At 60.1% G+C, this 18,205-nt stretch carries 19 protein-coding genes; 11 read left to right on the top strand and 8 right to left on the bottom strand.

The genetic code is table 11. From position 1 onward, the window contains the following. The first annotated feature begins 215 nt into the window (after nt 1–215). Nucleotides 216–1,877, top strand: coding sequence for an OFA family MFS transporter (locus E0F99_RS08675; RefSeq protein ID WP_083355723.1), 1,662 nt, complete (start codon nt 216–218; stop codon nt 1,875–1,877). A 51-nt stretch (nt 1,878–1,928) separates the two neighbouring features. On the opposite strand, the gene E0F99_RS08680 is transcribed toward E0F99_RS08675, so the two are convergent. Both E0F99_RS08680 and E0F99_RS08685 read right to left on the bottom strand, forming a co-directional pair. Then, nucleotides 1,929–3,269 (bottom strand): HdeD family acid-resistance protein, encoded by a 1,341-nt coding sequence (locus E0F99_RS08680; protein ID WP_083355722.1) that lies wholly within the window; start codon nt 3,267–3,269, stop codon nt 1,929–1,931. Between the two features lie 44 nt (nt 3,270–3,313). After that, nucleotides 3,314–4,570, bottom strand: a complete 1,257-nt coding sequence (locus E0F99_RS08685) for an MASE1 domain-containing protein (RefSeq protein WP_083355721.1) — start codon at nt 4,568–4,570, stop codon at nt 3,314–3,316. 220 nt (nt 4,571–4,790) lie between these two features. Here E0F99_RS08685 and hisB point away from each other — a divergent pair, with 220 nt between their 5' ends. The 6 genes from hisB (at nt 4,791) to E0F99_RS08715 (ending at nt 8,659) form a co-directional block, all read left to right on the top strand. Then, nucleotides 4,791–5,384: an imidazoleglycerol-phosphate dehydratase HisB gene (gene hisB / locus E0F99_RS08690; protein WP_003218037.1), complete on the top strand. Its 594-nt coding sequence runs from the start codon at nt 4,791–4,793 to the stop codon at nt 5,382–5,384. Then, nucleotides 5,384–6,022: an imidazole glycerol phosphate synthase subunit HisH gene (gene hisH / locus E0F99_RS08695; RefSeq protein WP_083355720.1), complete on the top strand. Its 639-nt coding sequence runs from the start codon at nt 5,384–5,386 to the stop codon at nt 6,020–6,022. The genes hisB and hisH overlap by 1 nt, the downstream gene beginning before the upstream one ends. Beyond that, complete coding sequence (locus tag E0F99_RS08700) at nt 6,023–6,280, top strand: DUF2164 domain-containing protein (protein ID WP_083355719.1); 258 nt, start codon at nt 6,023–6,025, stop codon at nt 6,278–6,280. A gap of 39 nt (nt 6,281–6,319) precedes the next feature. Then, entirely contained in the window at nt 6,320–7,057 is a 738-nt protein-coding gene (hisA, locus tag E0F99_RS08705; RefSeq protein ID WP_003187784.1) for a 1-(5-phosphoribosyl)-5-[(5-phosphoribosylamino)methylideneamino]imidazole-4-carboxamide isomerase, read from the top strand. Between the two features lie 9 nt (nt 7,058–7,066). Continuing rightward, entirely contained in the window at nt 7,067–7,837 is a 771-nt protein-coding gene (hisF, locus tag E0F99_RS08710; RefSeq protein ID WP_003171107.1) for an imidazole glycerol phosphate synthase subunit HisF, read from the top strand. Nucleotides 7,838–7,903: 66 nt separating this feature from the next. Then, a complete protein-coding gene (locus E0F99_RS08715; protein WP_083355718.1) occupies nt 7,904–8,659 on the top strand; it encodes a substrate-binding periplasmic protein in 756 nt (251 codons plus the stop codon). On the opposite strand, the gene E0F99_RS08720 is transcribed toward E0F99_RS08715, so the two are convergent. From E0F99_RS08720 to gpmI, 5 genes are all read right to left on the bottom strand, one after another. Then, nucleotides 8,612–9,901 (bottom strand): Vps62-related protein, encoded by a 1,290-nt coding sequence (locus E0F99_RS08720; RefSeq protein ID WP_083355717.1) that lies wholly within the window; start codon nt 9,899–9,901, stop codon nt 8,612–8,614. The two genes, E0F99_RS08715 and E0F99_RS08720, sit on opposite strands and share 48 nt — an antisense overlap. Before the next feature lie 63 nt (nt 9,902–9,964). Continuing rightward, nucleotides 9,965–10,750, bottom strand: coding sequence for a divergent polysaccharide deacetylase family protein (locus tag E0F99_RS08725; protein ID WP_083355716.1), 786 nt, complete (start codon nt 10,748–10,750; stop codon nt 9,965–9,967). A 1-nt stretch (nt 10,751) separates the two neighbouring features. After that, nucleotides 10,752–12,068: a S41 family peptidase gene (locus tag E0F99_RS08730; RefSeq protein ID WP_083355715.1), complete on the bottom strand. Its 1,317-nt coding sequence runs from the start codon at nt 12,066–12,068 to the stop codon at nt 10,752–10,754. A 30-nt stretch (nt 12,069–12,098) separates the two neighbouring features. Then, complete coding sequence (locus tag E0F99_RS08735; protein ID WP_083355714.1) at nt 12,099–13,394, bottom strand: murein hydrolase activator EnvC family protein; 1,296 nt, start codon at nt 13,392–13,394, stop codon at nt 12,099–12,101. Between the two features lie 259 nt (nt 13,395–13,653). Beyond that, nucleotides 13,654–15,180: a 2,3-bisphosphoglycerate-independent phosphoglycerate mutase gene (gpmI, locus tag E0F99_RS08740; RefSeq protein WP_083355713.1), complete on the bottom strand. Its 1,527-nt coding sequence runs from the start codon at nt 15,178–15,180 to the stop codon at nt 13,654–13,656. A 151-nt stretch (nt 15,181–15,331) separates the two neighbouring features. On the opposite strand from gpmI, the gene E0F99_RS08745 reads away from it, so the two are divergent. From E0F99_RS08745 to secB, 3 genes are read left to right on the top strand one after another with little or no spacing between them, the layout of a single operon-like run. Further along, nucleotides 15,332–15,745 (top strand): rhodanese-like domain-containing protein, encoded by a 414-nt coding sequence (locus E0F99_RS08745; protein ID WP_058413145.1) that lies wholly within the window; start codon nt 15,332–15,334, stop codon nt 15,743–15,745. 1 nt (nt 15,746) lies between these two features. Then, the gene (grxC, locus tag E0F99_RS08750; protein ID WP_083355712.1) at nt 15,747–16,001 is read left to right on the top strand and encodes a glutaredoxin 3; all 255 of its coding nucleotides are present in this window, start codon (nt 15,747–15,749) and stop codon (nt 15,999–16,001) included. Between the two features lie 42 nt (nt 16,002–16,043). Further along, the gene (secB, locus tag E0F99_RS08755) at nt 16,044–16,523 is read left to right on the top strand and encodes a protein-export chaperone SecB (protein ID WP_083355711.1); all 480 of its coding nucleotides are present in this window, start codon (nt 16,044–16,046) and stop codon (nt 16,521–16,523) included. 150 nt (nt 16,524–16,673) lie between these two features. On the opposite strand, the gene E0F99_RS08760 is transcribed toward secB, so the two are convergent. Beyond that, nucleotides 16,674–17,129, bottom strand: a complete 456-nt coding sequence (locus E0F99_RS08760) for a tRNA (cytidine(34)-2'-O)-methyltransferase (protein WP_083355710.1) — start codon at nt 17,127–17,129, stop codon at nt 16,674–16,676. On the opposite strand from E0F99_RS08760, the gene E0F99_RS08765 reads away from it, so the two are divergent. Then, entirely contained in the window at nt 17,128–17,568 is a 441-nt protein-coding gene (locus tag E0F99_RS08765) for a hypothetical protein (RefSeq protein ID WP_083355709.1), read from the top strand. The genes E0F99_RS08760 and E0F99_RS08765 overlap by 2 nt on opposite strands. Nucleotides 17,569–18,205: the final 637 nt, after the last annotated feature.

An 18,205-nucleotide genomic window follows, 5' to 3' on the forward strand; every position in this document is an offset into this window, starting at 1 on the left:
TTGCCGCCGAACAAATCAGATTGCGTGAAAAAGGTGATGTCAGTTTGGTTTTTCTGTCATCCACTGGTGCTAATCTTCGCGGGTTCGTCTGTCGTCTGCGACACAACGTCGCGCTTAAAATGGAGCTTTACTTAAAACAACGGCCAACGCTCTGCGTGCAAGGCCGAGGGAGAGAGCGCCTGACGGGCACATACTAATAACTGGGGGAAACACCAATGAGCACAAGCACTGCGGCTGGTAGTACTGCCGCACAGCCTGCGTTCCTGTCCAAGGAACGCATTATCGCCAAGCCCGGGTTCAACCGCTGGCTGGTTCCACCGGCCGCCCTGGCCATCCACCTGTGCATCGGCATGGCCTACGGGTTCTCGGTGTTTTGGTTGCCACTGTCCAAAGCGCTGGGTATCACCACACCGGTTGCCTGCGCGCCGGACATGAGCTTCATCGCACAAGTCTTCTCCTCTCAATGCGACTGGCCCATCTCCATGCTGGGCTGGATCTACACCCTGTTCTTCATCTTCCTGGGCTGCTCGGCAGCGATCTGGGGTGGCTGGCTGGAACATGCCGGGCCACGTAAAGCTGGCGTCGTTTCGGCCTTGTGCTGGTGCGGCGGCCTGTTGATCTCGGCGCTGGGTATCTATACCCACCAGATTTGGCTGATGTGGATCGGCTCCGGTGTGATTGGCGGTATCGGCCTGGGCCTGGGCTATATCTCGCCCGTGTCGACCTTGATCAAGTGGTTCCCGGACAAGCGCGGCATGGCCACCGGCATGGCGATCATGGGCTTCGGCGGCGGTGCGATGGTGGGTGCACCTTTGGCTGCAGCACTGATGGGCCACTTTGCTTCGCCGACCAGCGTGGGCGTGTGGCAGAGTTTCGCGGTCATGGCTGCGATCTACTTCGTGTTCATGATCGGTGGTGCCCTGTCATACCGCGTTCCGCCGACAGGCTGGAAGCCTGAGGGCTGGACCGCACCGGCGAAAAAAGCCAGCAATGCGATGATCACTCATCGTCACGTGCACGTGAACGTGGCGTGGAAAACCCCGCAATTCCGTCTGGTCTGGCTGGTACTGTGCCTGAACGTGTCCGCCGGTATCGGCATCCTCGGTATGGCTTCGCCGCTGCTGCAGGAAGTGTTTGGCGGCAAGCTGCTGGGTGTGGATGTGCCGTTCGGCCAACTGGATGCCGGGCAGCTTGCGTCTATCGCTGCCATTGCCGCGGGATTCACCGGTTTGTTGAGCTTGTTCAATATCGGTGGTCGGTTCTTCTGGGCGTCGTTCTCCGACTACCTGGGCCGTAAAAACACCTACTTCGTGTTCTTCGCCTTGGGCTTTGCCCTCTACGCGTTGATCCCGAACCTGGGTCACCTGGGTAACGTCGCGCTGTTCGTGGCCGCGTTCTGCATCATCCTGTCGATGTACGGCGGTGGTTTCGCGACGGTTCCAGCCTACCTGGCAGACCTGTTCGGTACGCAAATGGTCGGCGCGATCCATGGTCGCCTGTTGACCGCCTGGGCGGCGGCGGGCGTGTTGGGCCCGGTGTTGGTGAACTACCTGCGTGAATACCAGTTGAGCATCGGCGTTGAACGCGCGGCGGCCTATGACATCACCTTGTACATCCTCGCCGGCCTGCTGGTCCTGGGTTTCATCTGCAACCTGCTGGTACGCCCGGTGGCCGACAAGTACTTCATGACCGACGCCGAACTGGCTGCCGAACAGGCGCTGGGCCATGACAAAGGGGCGGATGCTTCCACCTCGCTGGAATGGAAAGCAGCCTCCGGCACAGTGCCGTTGGCGATTGCCGCCTGGCTGGTGGTGGGTATTCCGTTGGCGTGGGGTGTGTGGGTGACCCTGCAAAAGACGGCGGTACTGTTCCACTGATACCCGGTTTCCCGGTGCCCTCTCATGCAAGGTGAGTGGGCGCCGGGCAGCTTAGTCCTGCTTCTTGTCAGGCAAGGTCCTGGCTGACGCGCCGCGCCATGGAATGCGTTGAAACCAGGGGCGCGGCACCGGATGAACAATCACCCGCAAGGCACGTGCATAGTCCATGACCAGGCCGGGTGTCCACGCCATGGTCATGGCGCGCTTGCGTACTTGCGCGGCAATCCACAACTCAGGCATGAGCAAGGTCTGCAGGACCGAGCGCCAGCGCCGGGACCGCTCCGACAGCACGCCATCCATTGATGCTTCCAACGCAAAGGCCACGCTGCTCGAACAGTTGCGGTAGGTCAGGTTGTAGGTGGCCTGTTGGCGATAGTTATTCGAGAACTCGATCAGCGCTCTGCGGCTGTAGTGGTGAAAAACAATCTTGCGGTCCGAGTCGCACCAGTTGGCCACTTCCGTGGCGTAGTCCGGCTGGAATGTGCCGGGCACGTCGTTGTTGCGCGTGGCCTTGAGGATGCGGAAGAACTCCGCCGGTGAGCGATCAATGTCCGCGACCGGGTACAGGCTCAGGTACACCGAGGGCGACAGCTCAAGCGCCGCGTGCCCGGTTGAAATCACGCCTTGTGCATCCACCGCCGCAATGTAGCGATTGATGATCGGGCGAGGGATCGTTGTTGCACCGGCGGTGCCTTCCGGCGTCCAGATATGCACGATCAGTGGGTCCTGGAACTCAGACTCTTGCTCCTGGCGCGCCTCCAGCGGTTTTTGCGGTGGCAGCTTCTTGAAGTCTGACAGCAAATCCCTTGGCTCAAGCAGCTCAAACGTTGAAGTGCCGTGGCGCAAGCGCCTCACGCGATGCGCGATGCGCACCGTGTTGAAGCCGCTGACGATCATCAATGCACCGAGGAAAAACGACACCGTTGCACTGAGGGCGATGGGGTAGGGACTGACCAGCAACCCCGCGAACGCCAACTGAGCGCCGCCGCTGATCAACGACGATCGCCAGTGCGGGAACCTGACGACCCAGGCCGAGCTAATGGTCAGCAAGCCGATCACGAAGTAGGTCAGGCCAAAGATGATCGCCAGCAACAGGTGGCTATAGACATTGTTCGCAAGAATCAGCACGGCGACGAAGAAGAAAATGCCGCCCTTGAAATACAGCACGGCCCGCTGAGTCCCCACGCCGCTGGACGCCACGCTGAGGGTGACAATGCTTTCCAGCAATAACATCAATCCGAATGCGCGCATCGGAAAGTACAGTGCACCGTCCAGGCCGTCGTACATCACGCCCAGGCCCAGCGAGCCCCACAGGATGCCCATCAGGCCGAGAATCCAGAACTTGGAGCGGACGAACTCAACGCCGAACAGCAGTAAAGCAATCTGAATCATTAGGAATCCCTACAGGGGAAAAGCAGGCTGTCACAGGCAAAGAATCAGGGATAGCGGCCGCTTTGCCAGTTGCCGACAATCACTTGGCCCTGTGCATCACGCAGGGCGCCGGGGCTTTGGTCATAAAGGGTCAGCCATTCACCATTGCCCTTGTCGATGCGAAAGGCCAAGGATGCGGCGCGGGTATGCGTTTCCGGCGACCAGTGGCGTTTGAGTCTGTCGCGGTCCTCTGGGTGTACACGCTCCAGGACCTGCTGCACCGTGTGCAGGGGCAGGGCGCCAACGTCCAGCAGCGTTTCAAGGTTGTCGTCCCAGAGAATTTCCCCGGTTCCCGGGTGCAGTTGGTACATCACGCCACTGCCCGCCAAGCGCCCGGTTTCCAAGTCGTAAGGTTGAGCGGATTGCCTCATCAAGCGTATTACCACCACCAGTAATGCCGTGATGGACAGGTAACTTTGCGCAAGCAGCAAGGGCTCGCCTTCCAGCAGGCCATGCACGTAAAACGGCCCGGTCTTCTGGTCGGTGAAATGGACCACGATGCCGCCCAGTACCAGTAGTGCGATCGAGCCGCCAGGGCTGCGCCACGTTATGCAAACGGCGAGGGTGAGAGCAATGGGCAGGCAGGCCAGGATGAAATACGCCGCTGCGCCGGCGTCGGTGCCCAGCCTATCGATGAACCAGAGCGGGGTCGCCCCGAAAACGTACCAGGTGTTCAATGCCAGCAGCAGCAACCATACCCCGCCGGCCAGTTTCGCGCGCGTGCGGGTAGGAAAGTCGCGCAGGTTGCTGTTCAGTACGTTCATCACCACGACGGTGGAAAAGAACACGCCGTTCATGCCGGACATCCAGTTGGTCATGAACGTGTTTGGTGATACTTCTCCGGCCAGCATCAGCCAGCCCTTCCTGAGCAGTGCCAGGACGCAACAAACGGCCACGGTTGCCAGCAACCACAGCAAAATGGCGTGCAGCTCGTCGCCGCGCCGAGCGAAACGCCGAACCAGCCAGGCAATCGCAACAGAGCCTGACAGCGCCAGCGCTGAAAGCGCCACGGCGGCCGGTAGATGTTGCCAACCGTGCTCATCCAGCAGCACCCGCGCGACCAGCAGCACTGCAAACAACATCGGCCAGTGAGCGCGTCGTGAGCTGAGGAACGCCGACACGGAAATACCCGCCGGGAACCAGATAATCGCCATCTGCGAGACGGGATCATCAAAGGCCAGCGACACGATGCCCGTCACGTAGTAGGTCACTGCCCACAGGAGGAGGACGCCGCTGCGCTGTAAGACTGTCGGTATCGTCATTGTTGAATATTCGTTAGGTTTTAAACATTGCGCTCATATTACAACGAAGCCGCCGGCACATTCGGGTAAATACGCGGAGCGCACCATCCTGGGGCGCCCACTTGTATGCACATGTCCATCCCCGACACTCCATCAGTCTTATCCCCTTCGATGTTTCTGTTTAGCGCCCGCGCCCCTATAATGGCCGCCTTTTTCGCCCAATGATTTTGCGGAGTTGGTGATGGCCGAACGTAAGGCGTCCGTCGAGCGCGACACTCTGGAAACCCAGATCAAAGCCTCGATCAACCTGGATGGCACCGGAAAGGCCCGATTTGATATCGGTGTACCTTTTCTTGAGCACATGCTGGACCAGATCGCCCGTCACGGGCTGATCGACCTGGATATCGTCAGCAAGGGCGACCTGCATATCGACGACCACCACACGGTGGAAGACGTCGGTATCACGTTGGGTCAGGCATTTGCCAAGGCTATCGGTGACAAAAAAGGCATCCGTCGCTACGGCCACGCCTATGTCCCGCTGGACGAAGCGCTGTCGCGCGTAGTCATCGACTTCTCCGGCCGCCCAGGCCTGCAGATGCACGTGCCCTACACCCGCGCCACCGTGGGCGGCTTCGATGTCGACCTGTTCCAGGAATTTTTCCAGGGCTTCGTCAACCACGCACTCGTCAGTCTGCACATCGACAACCTGCGCGGCACCAACACCCACCACCAGATCGAAACCGTGTTCAAGGCTTTCGGCCGCGCGTTGCGCATGGCCGTGGAGCTGGATGACCGCATGGCCGGGCAAATGCCCTCCACCAAGGGCGTTCTGTAATGCAGACGGTCGCGGTTATCGATTACGGCATGGGTAACCTGCACTCGGTGGCCAAGGCCCTCGAGCACGTAGGCGCCGGCAAGGTGCTGATCACCAGCGATGCCAGCGTGATTCGCGAAGCCGATCGCGTGGTGTTTCCCGGCGTGGGGGCGATTCGCGATTGCATGGCTGAGATCCGCCGCCTGGGCTTTGACAGCCTGGTGCGTGAAGTCAGCCAGGACCGGCCGTTCCTTGGCATCTGCGTGGGCATGCAAGCCTTGCTCGAGCGCAGTGAAGAGAACGCCGGCGTCGACTGCATCGGCCTGTTTCCCGGCCAGGTGAAGTTCTTTGGCAAAGACCTGCACGAAGACGGCGAACACCTGAAAGTCCCGCACATGGGCTGGAACGAAGTGCGCCGTACCGTCGACCACCCGCTGTGGCACGAAATCCCGGACATGGCGCGTTTCTACTTCGTGCACAGCTACTACATCGCCGCCGGTAACCCGCGCCAGGTGGTGGGTGGTGGGCACTACGGCGTCGATTTCGCCGCAGCGCTGGCCGAAGGTTCGCGTTTTGCCGTGCAGTTCCACCCGGAGAAGAGCCATACCCATGGCCTGCAATTGCTGCAGAACTTCGCCGCGTGGGATGGTCGCTGGTAAATGGCCAAGAAACCGAAGTTGCCGATCTTGAACCTCACGCCCGAGCAGGAGAGTGAGGCTACCCTCAAGATCAAGCGCTTCATGGCGGACCGCTTCGAACTCAAGTTGGGCTCGTTCGAGGTCGCCGAGATTCTTGAGCTGTTCACCACCGAAGTGGCGCCGCACTATTACAACAGGGCGATTTTCGACACGCAGACGCTCCTTAAAGAAAGGTTCGAAAGCATCGAAAGCGACCTGTGGTCGCTTGAGAAACCCTGATTTCCCAAGCATTGCTGAATATCGAATAAGGTTTGCCAGATGCTGATTATCCCCGCTATCGATCTCAAGGACGGCGCTTGTGTACGCCTGCGCCAAGGCCGCATGGAAGACTCCACCGTGTTCTCCGATGACCCGGTGAGCATGGCTGCCAAATGGGTAGAAGGTGGTTGCCGTCGTCTGCATCTGGTGGACTTGAACGGCGCCTTCGAAGGCCAGCCGGTCAATGGCGAAGTGGTCACCGCGATCGCCAAGCGCTACCCGAACCTGCCGATTCAGATTGGCGGCGGTATCCGCTCCCTGGAAACCATCGAGCATTACGTCAAAGCGGGCGTGAGCTATGTGATCATCGGCACCAAGGCGGTGAAAGACCCAGCCTTTGTTGCTGAAGCCTGCCGTGCGTTCCCGGGCAAAGTGATCGTCGGTCTGGACGCCAAAGACGGTTTCGTCGCCACTGACGGCTGGGCTGAAATCAGCACCGTGCAAGTGATCGACCTGGCCAAGCAGTTCGAAGCCGACGGCGTGTCCGCCATCGTTTATACCGACATCGCCAAAGACGGCATGATGCAGGGCTGCAACGTACCGTTCACCGCTGCCTTGGCTGCGGCTACCAAGATCCCGGTGATCGCTTCCGGTGGTATTCATAACCTGGGCGATATCAAGTCGCTGCTGGACGCCAAGGCACCTGGCATCATCGGCGCCATCACTGGTCGCGCGATCTACGAAGGTACCTTGGACGTCGCCGAAGCCCAGGCTTACTGCGACGCCTACAACGGCTGAGGACTGACCATGGCGCTGGCCAAACGCATCATCCCTTGCCTGGACGTCGACAACGGTCGCGTGGTCAAGGGCGTCAAGTTCGAGAACATCCGTGACGCCGGCGACCCGGTGGAAATCGCGCGTCGTTACGATGAGCAAGGTGCCGACGAGATTACTTTTCTCGACATCACTGCCAGCGTCGACGGTCGCGACACCACGCTGCATACCGTGGAGCGCATGGCCAGCCAGGTGTTCATCCCGCTGACCGTGGGCGGTGGTGTGCGCACCGTGCAGGATATTCGTAACCTGTTGAACGCCGGCGCAGACAAGGTCTCGATCAACACCGCTGCCGTGTTCAACCCGGAGTTTGTCGGCGAAGCCGCGCAGCACTTTGGCTCGCAATGCATCGTGGTCGCCATCGACGCCAAAAAAGTCTCAGGCCCCGGTGAAACCCCGCGCTGGGAGATCTTCACCCACGGCGGTCGCAAACCTACCGGGCTGGACGCGGTGGAGTGGGCGATGAAGATGGAAGGCCTGGGCGCCGGTGAAATCTTGCTGACCAGCATGGACCAGGACGGCATGAAAAACGGCTTCGACCTGGGTGTGACCCGCGCCATCAGCGATGCGCTGGGCATTCCGGTGATCGCCTCCGGCGGCGTCGGCAACCTGCAGCACCTGGCCGACGGCGTGATCGAAGGCCACGCCAGCGCCGTGCTGGCGGCGAGTATTTTCCACTTTGGCGAATACACCGTTCCCGAGGCCAAGGCCTACATGGCGGCGCGCGGTATCGTCGTTCGCTAAACGCTGCTGGACACCATGGCAGGCGCGCGGCACTCTCTGCGCTTGCCATGGATTCCGGTAGCCTTCATGTTCAAGACCTTGTTGCTCGCTCTCGCCTGTACCTCCGCGCTTATGGCCGGTGCTGCGCACGCTGAAGAACCGTCTGACGCCGCCCTGGTGTTGCTGACGGAAAACTTTCCGCCTTACAACATGGCGAAAAACGGTAAAAACTTCGCCAAGGACGAGAACATCGAGGGCATTGCCGTCGACATCGTGCGCGAGACTTTCAAGCGCGCCGGTATCTCCTACAACCTAACCCTGCGGTTTCCTTGGCAGCGAATCTACAAACTCGCCCTGGAAAAACCCGGTTACGGCGTATTCGTGATGGCGCGCCTGCCGGATCGCGAAGCCTTATTCAAATGGGTCGGCCCTATCGGCCCTGATAATTGGGTGTTGTTGGCCAAGGCCGACAGCAAGATAGAGCTGTCGGACCTTGAGCATGCCCGTCGTTACAAGATTGGTGCCTACAAGGGCGACGCCATTGCCGAGACCCTGGAAAAACAGGGCCTCAACCCGTTGGTGGTGCTGCGCGACCAAGACAACGCGCAAAAGCTCATGGATGGCCAGATCGACCTATGGGCCACCGGCGATCCCGCCGGGCGTTACCTGGCGCGTCAGGTCGGCGTAACGGGGCTCAAGACCGTGTTGCGCTTCAACAGCGCCCAGCTCTACCTCGCGTTGAACAAAGACGTGCCGGATGACGTGGTGACCAAACTCCAGGCGGCACTCGATCAGTTACGGGGCGAGGGTGTCGTCGAGCAGATCATAGCCCGCTATCTCTAGTGTGGGCGGTGCTTCAAAGGTTTCTGCTCCAGGCGCTTGCTCAGGCAGTGGCTCCACGCTGGGATACTGGCTCATGTACACGTGATCGCCGTTGTTGTAGCTCACAGTGCCTGATACCTGGCTGCCATCCAGGCGTAGCAAACGGTATTCACTGTTCAGGATGGAGCCCGCAACGGCTATCTTCGGCGGCGCATAAGTGATGATTTCCAGCGGTGAGGCGTTGCTCCAACCTTTCGCCGAATGCTGCGTATGCGTGAATTCACGGTCCAACTGCGCCGAGAAACCCAGCTCGAATGCGAGAGTGCTTGCGGGCCATTGCTTGCTTAGTTCGACGCCGCTGCCAGTTGCCAGCACCTTGGCATTTTCTCCGATTTCGCCCTTCGTGGCTTTCCACGTAGAGGGGCGACTGGCCGCTTCGGTGTTGTGCTCAAAACCGACGAAAACGTGACGATCAGTACGTTCCAACCGATAAGTGGGTGAGGTCCGCAGCTGCTCAATAGCGGTTAATTCCGGATCTTTTACGCAGAACCACGGCAGTTCGCACACCTTAATTATGGGGGTGGTCTCCTCCAGAATCGGGTTCTCATACCCGCTGAGAACGGGGAGTGGCGGTGCTTCGCTGGATTGCGCGGTGAGCTCCAGGCGCAACGAATAGGCCATGAGGCTTGGCTTGGTAGCGCTTTCACCGCCGATAAAGGTCCCAGGGGCCAAGCAAATCTCGCCGGCTGATGCATCGGGTGGGGCAATCGACCAAGTGTTCATATTTTTGGTAGCGCCACTGCCTTTATCGTCCCAGACCAAGTCGCCCACTTGGGCTGTTTGCACCAGGTCTTCCCGTACGCAGCGCATGGCATTGGTCGAAGGTTTGTCATACGCCACACCGCATACCAGCCCCATCGCGACATAGCCTTGTGGTGGCAGTGGGCGCCAGATGGATAAATTGCCTAACGCCCCGGTTCCTTTATCGTGCCACACCCATTGGTAATCAAGCGGCGCACGCAGGGCCGTGCCGTCGACCTTATTCACGTCGCTGACGACCGGGACAACCTTGCTCCCGTTGATATTGTCATGGTGATCAACCGCAACATCGCCCAAGGAGAAAAACGGGTTTAGTTCATCGGATGTTGTGCTGGGCCGCCAAAGGCCGACGTCTTTATGTGCGCCCGAGCCCTTGTCGCTCCAGAGCGGAAGAAACTCGCTGGTAAAATTGATGAGCAGGTCATTGAATTGCAGAGGCTTCATTGGAGGCTCTCCCGTTGATTGGAGGAGCCACTATCGAAGAGCGAGCCTGATGCCGAGCTGTATCTATTTAGGCAAAGGACGATAAATGCCGTTTTTCCCATGCCCGGCCATGGCCTGATTGCCACGTACGCTGATCATCAACTTGATATTGATCCAGTCGATGCCCTGGGCCTTAAGCTTGGGTAACTCGCGCTCCAGCACCGCCAGCGTCTGCGGATAAGGGTGGCCGATCATCACCACCGAGCCTTGTTTGTGGGCCAGCGTGATCGCAGTGTGCAGCTGCGTGGTGATCGCCGCTTCGGTGCGCTCGTCATCAAGGAATACATCGCGCGAGACATGTGCCAAGCCAATCTTCTGCGCCTCGGCAGCGGCGACGGTCTGCGCGCTGGTGCGGCTGTCGACAAAGAACGTGTTACGCCGTTGCAGTTCGGCCATCAGCCAAGCCATGGCTGCTGGCTGGGCGGTCATACGGCTGCCCATATGGTTGTTGATGCCGGCGGTGTAAGGCACGGCCTTAAAGGCGGCGTCCAGGCGTTTGCCAAGCTCTTCGATCGGCAGATCGGGGTGCCAGGCGAAAGGGCCGGTGGCCGGGTCCATGGGCATGTGCAGGATCACGATCTTGCCGGCCTTGTGGGCTTCGCGGGCAAATTCGGCGGCGTGGGGTGTGTCGGGCATGATCGCCGTGGTCACCGGCCCAGGAAGGGCCAGCACGCGCCGATCCCGGGGCAGGTTTTGCCCCAGGTCGTCGATGATGAGGGTCAGGTAGGCTTTGCGGGGCTCGCTGGCCGGGGTCGCGTGGGCGATCCCGGCCAGGCTGCACAGCACAGCGATGATCAAGGCAACACGCATATCAACGGCTGCGCGTAATGCTCAGGCCTTTAAGCAGGCTCAGTGCCTGGGCCAGTTGGTAATCATCGTCCTGCGGCATCGGCTTGGCTTTGGCGTTGCTGCCGGTTGGTTGGTCGGCGCCGCCGTTGCCATTGCCCAGGTGACCTTGCAGGTCAGCTTCTTTGTAGTACTCGTTGTCGATTTCGTTGGTGATCTTGGCCTTGCGCACCTCGATGTCCGGGACAATGCCCTGGGCCTGGATCGAGCGACCGTTTGGCGTGTAGTACAGCGCCGTGGTGATCTTCAGCGCGCGGTCGTTGTTGAGCGGCAATACGGTTTGCACCGAGCCTTTACCGAAGCTGGTGGTGCCCATCAGCACGCCACGCTTCTGGTCTTGCAGGGCCCCGGCGACGATTTCCGATGCCGAAGCACTGCCGCCATTGATCAGCACCGCCAACGGCACGCCTTCGCTGAGGTCATTGCCGGTGGCCGAGAAGCGCAGCTCGGAGTTGGCAATACGGCCCTTGGTGTAGACGATCAGGCCTTTGGTGATGAAATGGTCGACCACTTCGACCGCTGCCTGCAGCACGCCGCCCGGGTTGTTGCGCAGGTCGAGCACGATGCCGTTGAGCTTCTTGCCATTGTCCTTGCGCAGCTTGGCCAGGGCCTTGGCCACTTCGTCGCCGGTCTTGACCTGGAACTGGGTGATACGGATGTAGCCGTAGCCCGACTCCAGCAGTTGGCTCTTCACGCTCTTGACCGTGATGGTCGCGCGGGCCAGGGTCACGTCAAACGGGTTACCGCCGTCTCGCACCAGGGTCAGGGTGATTTTCTGACCGAGTTTGCCGCGCATCTTGTCGACGGCTTCGGTCATGGTCTGGCCACGGGTCGGTTGGCCGTTGATCTTCACGATCAAGTCGCCGGCCTTGATACCGGCCTTGGACGCAGGGGTGTCATCGATTGGCGAGACCACTTTGATCTGGCCGTCTTCGGAGCCGACTTCGATGCCCAGGCCGCCGAACTCACCGCTGGTGCTTTCCTGCAGCTCGGCAAAATCTTCCGGGCCCAGGTAGGCGGAGTGCGGGTCGAGGTTGCTGAGCATGCCCTTGATGGCATTTTCCAGCAGGGTCTTGTCGTCTACGGGTTCGACATAAGCTGCCTTGATCCGGTCCATGACCTCGGCAAAGGTACGCAGCTCGTCCAGCGGCAGCGGCGCCTTGGTGGTCGCTGCCGTGGCGGCAGGCGCAGCCGGTGCAACCTGCTCGGCAAAAGCCAGAGGCGCGCCGATCACCAGGGCGATCGTCAGGGCCAGCGAAGTGAGGCGGGACAAATGCAGCATGTCGAACGAACTCCTAATGTAGGTGCGGCCCTATCCTTGGGAACGGCACCATTGTGCAGGGTCGCTCGGGCGGCCCTGCTGACGAATAGCGAAGTACAGCGCCGGAGTGTCCTGGCCACCACTGTTACCGACAGTGGAGATGGATTCACCGGCTTTTACAACATCACCTGCCGACTTGAGTAAAGTCTGATTGTGGCCATAAAGGCTCAAATAGCCATTACCGTGGTCAAGAATTACCAACAAACCGGCGCCGCGCAGCCAATCGGCAAACACCACGCGCCCACCGTGAACGGCGTGGACCTGGCTGCCGGCAGCGGCGCTGATCATCACCCCATCCCACTTGGCACGGGTGTCATTGCCACGGGTTTCACCAAAGCGTGCCAGCAGTCGACCATCAACAGGCCATGGAAGTTTTCCGCGCGCTGAAGCAAAAGGGCCGCCGAAGTTCTCGCCGGCGCTGGAAACCAGCGGGCCAGACGCTGCACGCGCCGGTTTGCGCGGCGCCGGTGCGTCGGTGGTGGCAGCCAGCTCGGCTTCACGCTGGCGCTTTTTTTGCGCTTCCTGCTGGGCGATCAGCGCTTTCTGCCGCGCTTCTTCGGCCTCACGTGCCTGGCGTGCCAGGGTTTCTTCGATGGTCTTGAGCACTGTGGCCAGTTCGGCCTGGTCCTGTTCGCGAGCCTGCAGCTTGGCGTCGCGGGCTTTGACGTCGCTATTGAGTTTGGCCAGGGCTTGCTGGCGCTCTTTGCGCACCGTTTCCAGCTGGTCGCGCTGGGTGTCGAGGGCGGTTTTCTGATCGAGCAACTGCGACTGCTGGTCAGCAATTTCCTGTTCGACATTGGCCAACTGGCGCAGGGTTTCGTTAAAACCCTTCAGTTGCGCAAGGCGTGCCTTGCTCAGGTAGTCGTAATAAGTCAGGGTGCGCGCGAATTTTTCCGGGTTCTGCTGGTTGAGCAGCAGCTTGAGGTATTCCTGGCGGCCGCTCTGGTACGCGGCGCGGGCCTGGATCGCGATCAGGCGTTGCTGTTCAACGCGTGCGCTCTGGAGTTTTTTTTTCTCAGCGTCGAGTCGCTCCAGTTCCGACTCGCTCTTCTTTAATTCTTTTTGCAGCTCCTGGACCTGCTTCTCGAGCTTGCCCATCTCGGTTTCCGTGCCGCGCAGGTCTTTCTGCACACCGGATTTTTCTTCCTGGAGCTTGCCGAGCAGTTTTTTCAGCTCGGTAATGTCCTGACGCGTAGCGTCCAACTGTTGTTGGGTTTGTGCGCGCTCATCGGCAAACGCCGGTTGGAGCAGGCAGACAAGAGCGAGGGTAATCAAGGCGCGAAGCATAGAGGCGGGCGACACCAGGGAAAGGGACGGCCTAGTATGCCCGGCAAGCGCCGCAAAAAAAACGCCCAATTCGGGCTGGAAGGCAAGATAGGTGCCGAGTGGCGGGCGTATGGCAAAAAGACATCTGCCAAACGCTGGAGATCAAATGTGGGAGGGGGCTTGCTCCCGAAGGCGGTGAGTCAGTCAATTAGATGATCGACTGGTCCACCGCTTTCGGGAGCAAGCCCCCTCCCACAAGGTTTTGCGGTGTGTTTTAAAGTCAGACCAGGATTGAGGTGCCGGTCATCTCTTTCGGCTTCTCCAACCCCATCAGCTTCAGCATGGTCGGCGCCACATCCGCCAGCACGCCGCCTTCACGCACTTTCAGGTCGCGCTTGCCGACGTAGATGAACGGCACCGGCTCGGTCGTGTGGGCGGTGTGGGCTTGCCCGGTGGATTCGTCGGACATCTGCTCGCAGTTGCCGTGGTCAGCGGTGATCAGCGCTTCGCCGCCGACCTTTTCCAAGGCATCGACGATGCGGCCGACGCACAGGTCCAGGCATTCCACGGCCTTTACGGCCGCTTCCAGGTTACCGCTGTGGCCAACCATGTCGCCGTTGGCGTAGTTGACCACGATCACGTCGTAACGCTGGTTGTCGATGGCGTCGACAATTTTGTCGGTGACTTGCGGCGCGCTCATTTCTGGTTGCAGGTCGTAGGTGGCGACCTTTGGCGATGGGATCAGGATGCGCTCTTCGCCTGGGAACGGTTCTTCACGCCCGCCGGAGAAGAAGAAGGTCACGTGGGCGTATTTTTCGGTTTCGGCGATGCGCAGTTGAGTCTTGCCGTTTTTCGCCAGGTAGTCGCCCAACACGTTTTCCAGGCTGCCCGGGGCAAACGCCGACGGGGCCGGGATGTTGGCGGCGTATTGGGTGAGCATCACGAACTCGACTTTAGGCTGGCGTGCACGCTCGAAGTCTTTGAAGCCGGCATCGACGAACACGTGGCTCAGCTCACGGGCACGGTCGGCGCGGAAGTTCATGAACACCACGGCGTCGCCGTCTTCGACTTTCACCGGCTCGCCGAGGGTGGTGGCTTTGACGAATTCGTCGCTCTCGCCACGCGCATAGGCGGCTTCCAGGCCTTCCTGGGCGGTGGCGGCGTTGAATTCGGCCTGGCCGTCGACGATCAGGTTGTAGGCCTGGGCCACGCGGTCCCAGCGGTTGTCACGGTCCATGGCAAAGTAACGGCCGACCAGGCTGGCGATGCGGCCTTTGCCGAGTGCTGCGAAGGTGGCGTCGAGCAGTTCGATGGACGATTGCGCACTTTTTGGTGGGGTGTCGCGGCCGTCGAGGAAGGCGTGCAGGTAAATCTTGTCGGCACCGCGCTTGAACGCCAGCTCGGCCATGGCAACGAGGTGGTCCTGGTGGCTGTGCACGCCGCCGTCGGACAACAGGCCCATCAAGTGCACGGCCTTGCCGGCCGCAACCGCTTTATCTACCGCCGCGCAGAGGGTCGGGTTCTCGAAGAACTCGCCGTCGCGGATCGATTTGGTCACGCGTGTGAAGTCTTGGTATACCACTCGTCCGGCGCCGAGGTTCATATGGCCGACTTCCGAGTTGCCCATTTGGCCGTCCGGCAGGCCCACGTCCATGCCGGAACCTGAGATCAAACCGTTGGGAACGGTGGCGGTGAGGCGGTCGAGTACTGGCTTGTTGGCCGAGTACACGGCGTTGTCGTGGTGGCTTTCACTGTGTCCGAAGCCATCGAGAATTATCAGGACCAAAGGTTTAGGCGTAGTAGTCATAGATCCTCTCGCGGCGGTAATAAAGGAAGGCAATCTAAAAGGGAGTAGCAGTCTAAAGCGAAGTTCCGACCACGTCACCGCTTTACGGGGGTTGGCCCCCCCTGACGGCTGTGTATACTTACCGCCATTTTAACGCCCTGGAACCTCCTTGATGGTTGATCACCTGATTGCATTTGCCACTGCCCACTACCTGCTCGCGGGTGCCTTCGTCATCCTGCTGGCGCTGCTGATCGCTCATGAAATGAGCCGCGGCGGCCGCAGCCTGAGCACGTCGGAGCTGACCGCGCTGGTCAACAAGGATGAGGCCGTTGTCGTGGATATTCGCCCGGTCAAGGATTTTGCCGCCGGCCATATCGTCGGCGCCCTGAACATTCCGCAGGACAAGCTCATTGCACGCCTGGCCGAGCTGGAAAAATACAAAGGCAAGACCATCATTCTGGTCGACGCCCAAGGCCAGCACGCCGGCACTCACGCCCGCGAGATGCTCAAGACCGGTTTCACCGCCGCTAAACTGTCCGGCGGTATCGGCAGCTGGAAGGCCGATAACCTGCCGCTGGTGAAGTGATATGAGCCAGGTTGTCGTGTATTCCAGCGATTATTGCCCTTATTGCATGCGGGCCAAGGCCTTGCTTGAGAAAAAGAGCGTTGCCTTCGAAGAGATCAAGGTCGACGGCAAGCCCCAGGTGCGTGCCGAGATGACCAAGAAAGCGGGACGCACGTCCGTGCCGCAGATCTGGATCGGCGACAAGCATGTCGGTGGTTGCGATGACCTGTTCGCCCTGGAGCGCGCCGGTAAGCTCGATGCGCTGCTGCTCGTCTGACGCCTAAACCCTAAAAGACCCCAAGATCAAGAAGGATCTGCGATGACTGACCAACAGAACACTGAAGCAGCAGAAACCCAAGGCCCACAGTTCTCGCTGCAGCGGATCTACGTGCGTGACCTGTCGTTCGAAGCGCCGAAAAGCCCGGCTATTTTTCGTCAGGAATGGACCCCAAGCGTTGCGCTGGACCTGAACACCCGTCAAAAGGCACTGGAAGGCGACTTCCACGAAGTCGTGCTGACCCTGTCGGTCACCGTCAAGAACGGCGAAGAAGTTGCCTTCATCGCTGAAGTGCAACAGGCGGGTATCTTCCTGATCCAGGGCCTGGACGAAGCGTCCATGAGTCACACATTGGGCGCGTTCTGCCCGAACATCCTGTTCCCGTATGCCCGTGAGACTTTGGACAGCCTGGTCACCCGTGGCTCGTTCCCTGCGCTGATGCTGGCTCCGGTGAACTTCGATGCTCTGTACGCGCAAGAGCTGCAGCGCATGCAACAGGAAGGTTCGTCGACCGTTCAGTAAGTCGACGCGGTAAAAATGTGGGAGCGGGCTTGTGTGGGAGCTGGCTTGCCTGCGATAGCATCACCCCGGTGTGACTGACACACCGAGGTGCCTGCATCGCGGGCAAGCCCGGCTCCCACACAAGCCCGCTCCCACATTTGTTTTTATGTGTTACTTGAAGCCCAGTTGGCGCCAGCCTTCGTAGACCGCGACGGCCACCGTGTTGGACAGGTTCAAGCTGCGGCAGCCCTCGCGCATCGGCAAGCGCAGGCGATGGCCGTCGGGCAGCGCGTCAAGTACCTCGGCGGGCAGGCCACGGCTTTCCGGGCCGAACAGGAAGGCGTCACCGTCGGCAAAGCTGGCATCATGAAACGGCCGCGAACCCTTGGTGGTGAACGCGAACAGCCGTGGGTGGCCCAGGCTTTCCAGGCAGCTGGCCAGATCGGCGTGGCGCTTGAGCGTGGCGTACTCGTGGTAGTCCAGCCCGGCCCGGCGCAGGCGCTTGTCGTCCATGTCGAAGCCCAGCGGCTCGATCAAATGCAGGTGGCAGCCGCTGTTGGCGCACAGCCTGATAACGTTGCCGGTATTCGGCGGAATTTCTGGTTGAAAAAGGATGACGTGAAACATGCACGGCTCCGAAGGCAAAGATGCGCTGCATTCTACCCCTGAAGACGACCCAAGGCCGAAGCTATTGCCGAAGGTCATGGGCTCATTGGTGATTGTCGGTTTGATGATTGGCCTGATGATCGGCCGCCTGACCACCCCGGACCCGGTTGAGCTGCAGCAGGTAGAGACAGCTGCGGACAGCGTGGTGGTGTGGTTCAACAGCGAGCCCAAGCTGCACGGCGAACATATCGACGGCACCGTGGCGCTGCTGTTCGACGCGCAAGGCAAAGCCGCCAGTGGGCAACTCAAGGTCAATGACAACGATGTGAATTGGCGCATCCGCAAGACCGATGGCGGCTTGCTGCTGAACATGGTGGCGGCTCGGCCGTTGCGCGGGGAGTGGAGCGGGGAGAAGGCCGAGGGCCGCTGGCGGCTGGCGATTCATCTCCAAGAGCAATAAAAGAGGGAATCCCCGGCCTGCCTGTACCAGGGCTCCCAAAACGGGGTGAAGCCAAAGGCTTCGGTGTTAAAGAGGGAATCCCCGGCCTGCCTGTACCGAGGTTCCCGAAACGGGCGTGGGGCGCGACGCGATCCGCATCAAGCACCCCGGGTGTAAAGAGGGGATTCTCGGCCTGCCTGTACCAAGGTCCCCGAAACTGGGTAGTACAGGGGTTATTGCAGGGCGCGTGCCAGAGTTTGCAATGTGTGCCGAAAAAAATTGCCAGAAAGCGCAAAGCCCCGGAATACGGGGCTTTGGTGTTTTTCGCTTCTGACATTTTCTTAACCAGGTCTGTGTTTCAGGCGTGTGGGACGTGCGCGATGCTAGTTCATGGTGCATTGAAGCGGTGCACAGTCCTGGAACTTTGTGGAGATCCAAATGTGGGAGCGGGCTTGCTCGCGAAGGCGGTGTGTCAGTCAATACATCTGCTGACTGACACACCGCCTTCGGTAGCAAGCACCCTCTCCCCGGGGTCCTTCAGTTGATCAGGTAGTGGTGTTCAGCCTCATCCCCCTCTTCTTCATCCCCGCCCACACCCTTCCTTCCCGCCCCCTTTTTCTTTCAGTCACGGTTATTACGTCACACGCCCCTACGAACC

Source organism: Pseudomonas antarctica, assembly GCF_900624995.1.
Lineage (GTDB): Bacteria > Pseudomonadota > Gammaproteobacteria > Pseudomonadales > Pseudomonadaceae > Aquipseudomonas > Aquipseudomonas antarctica.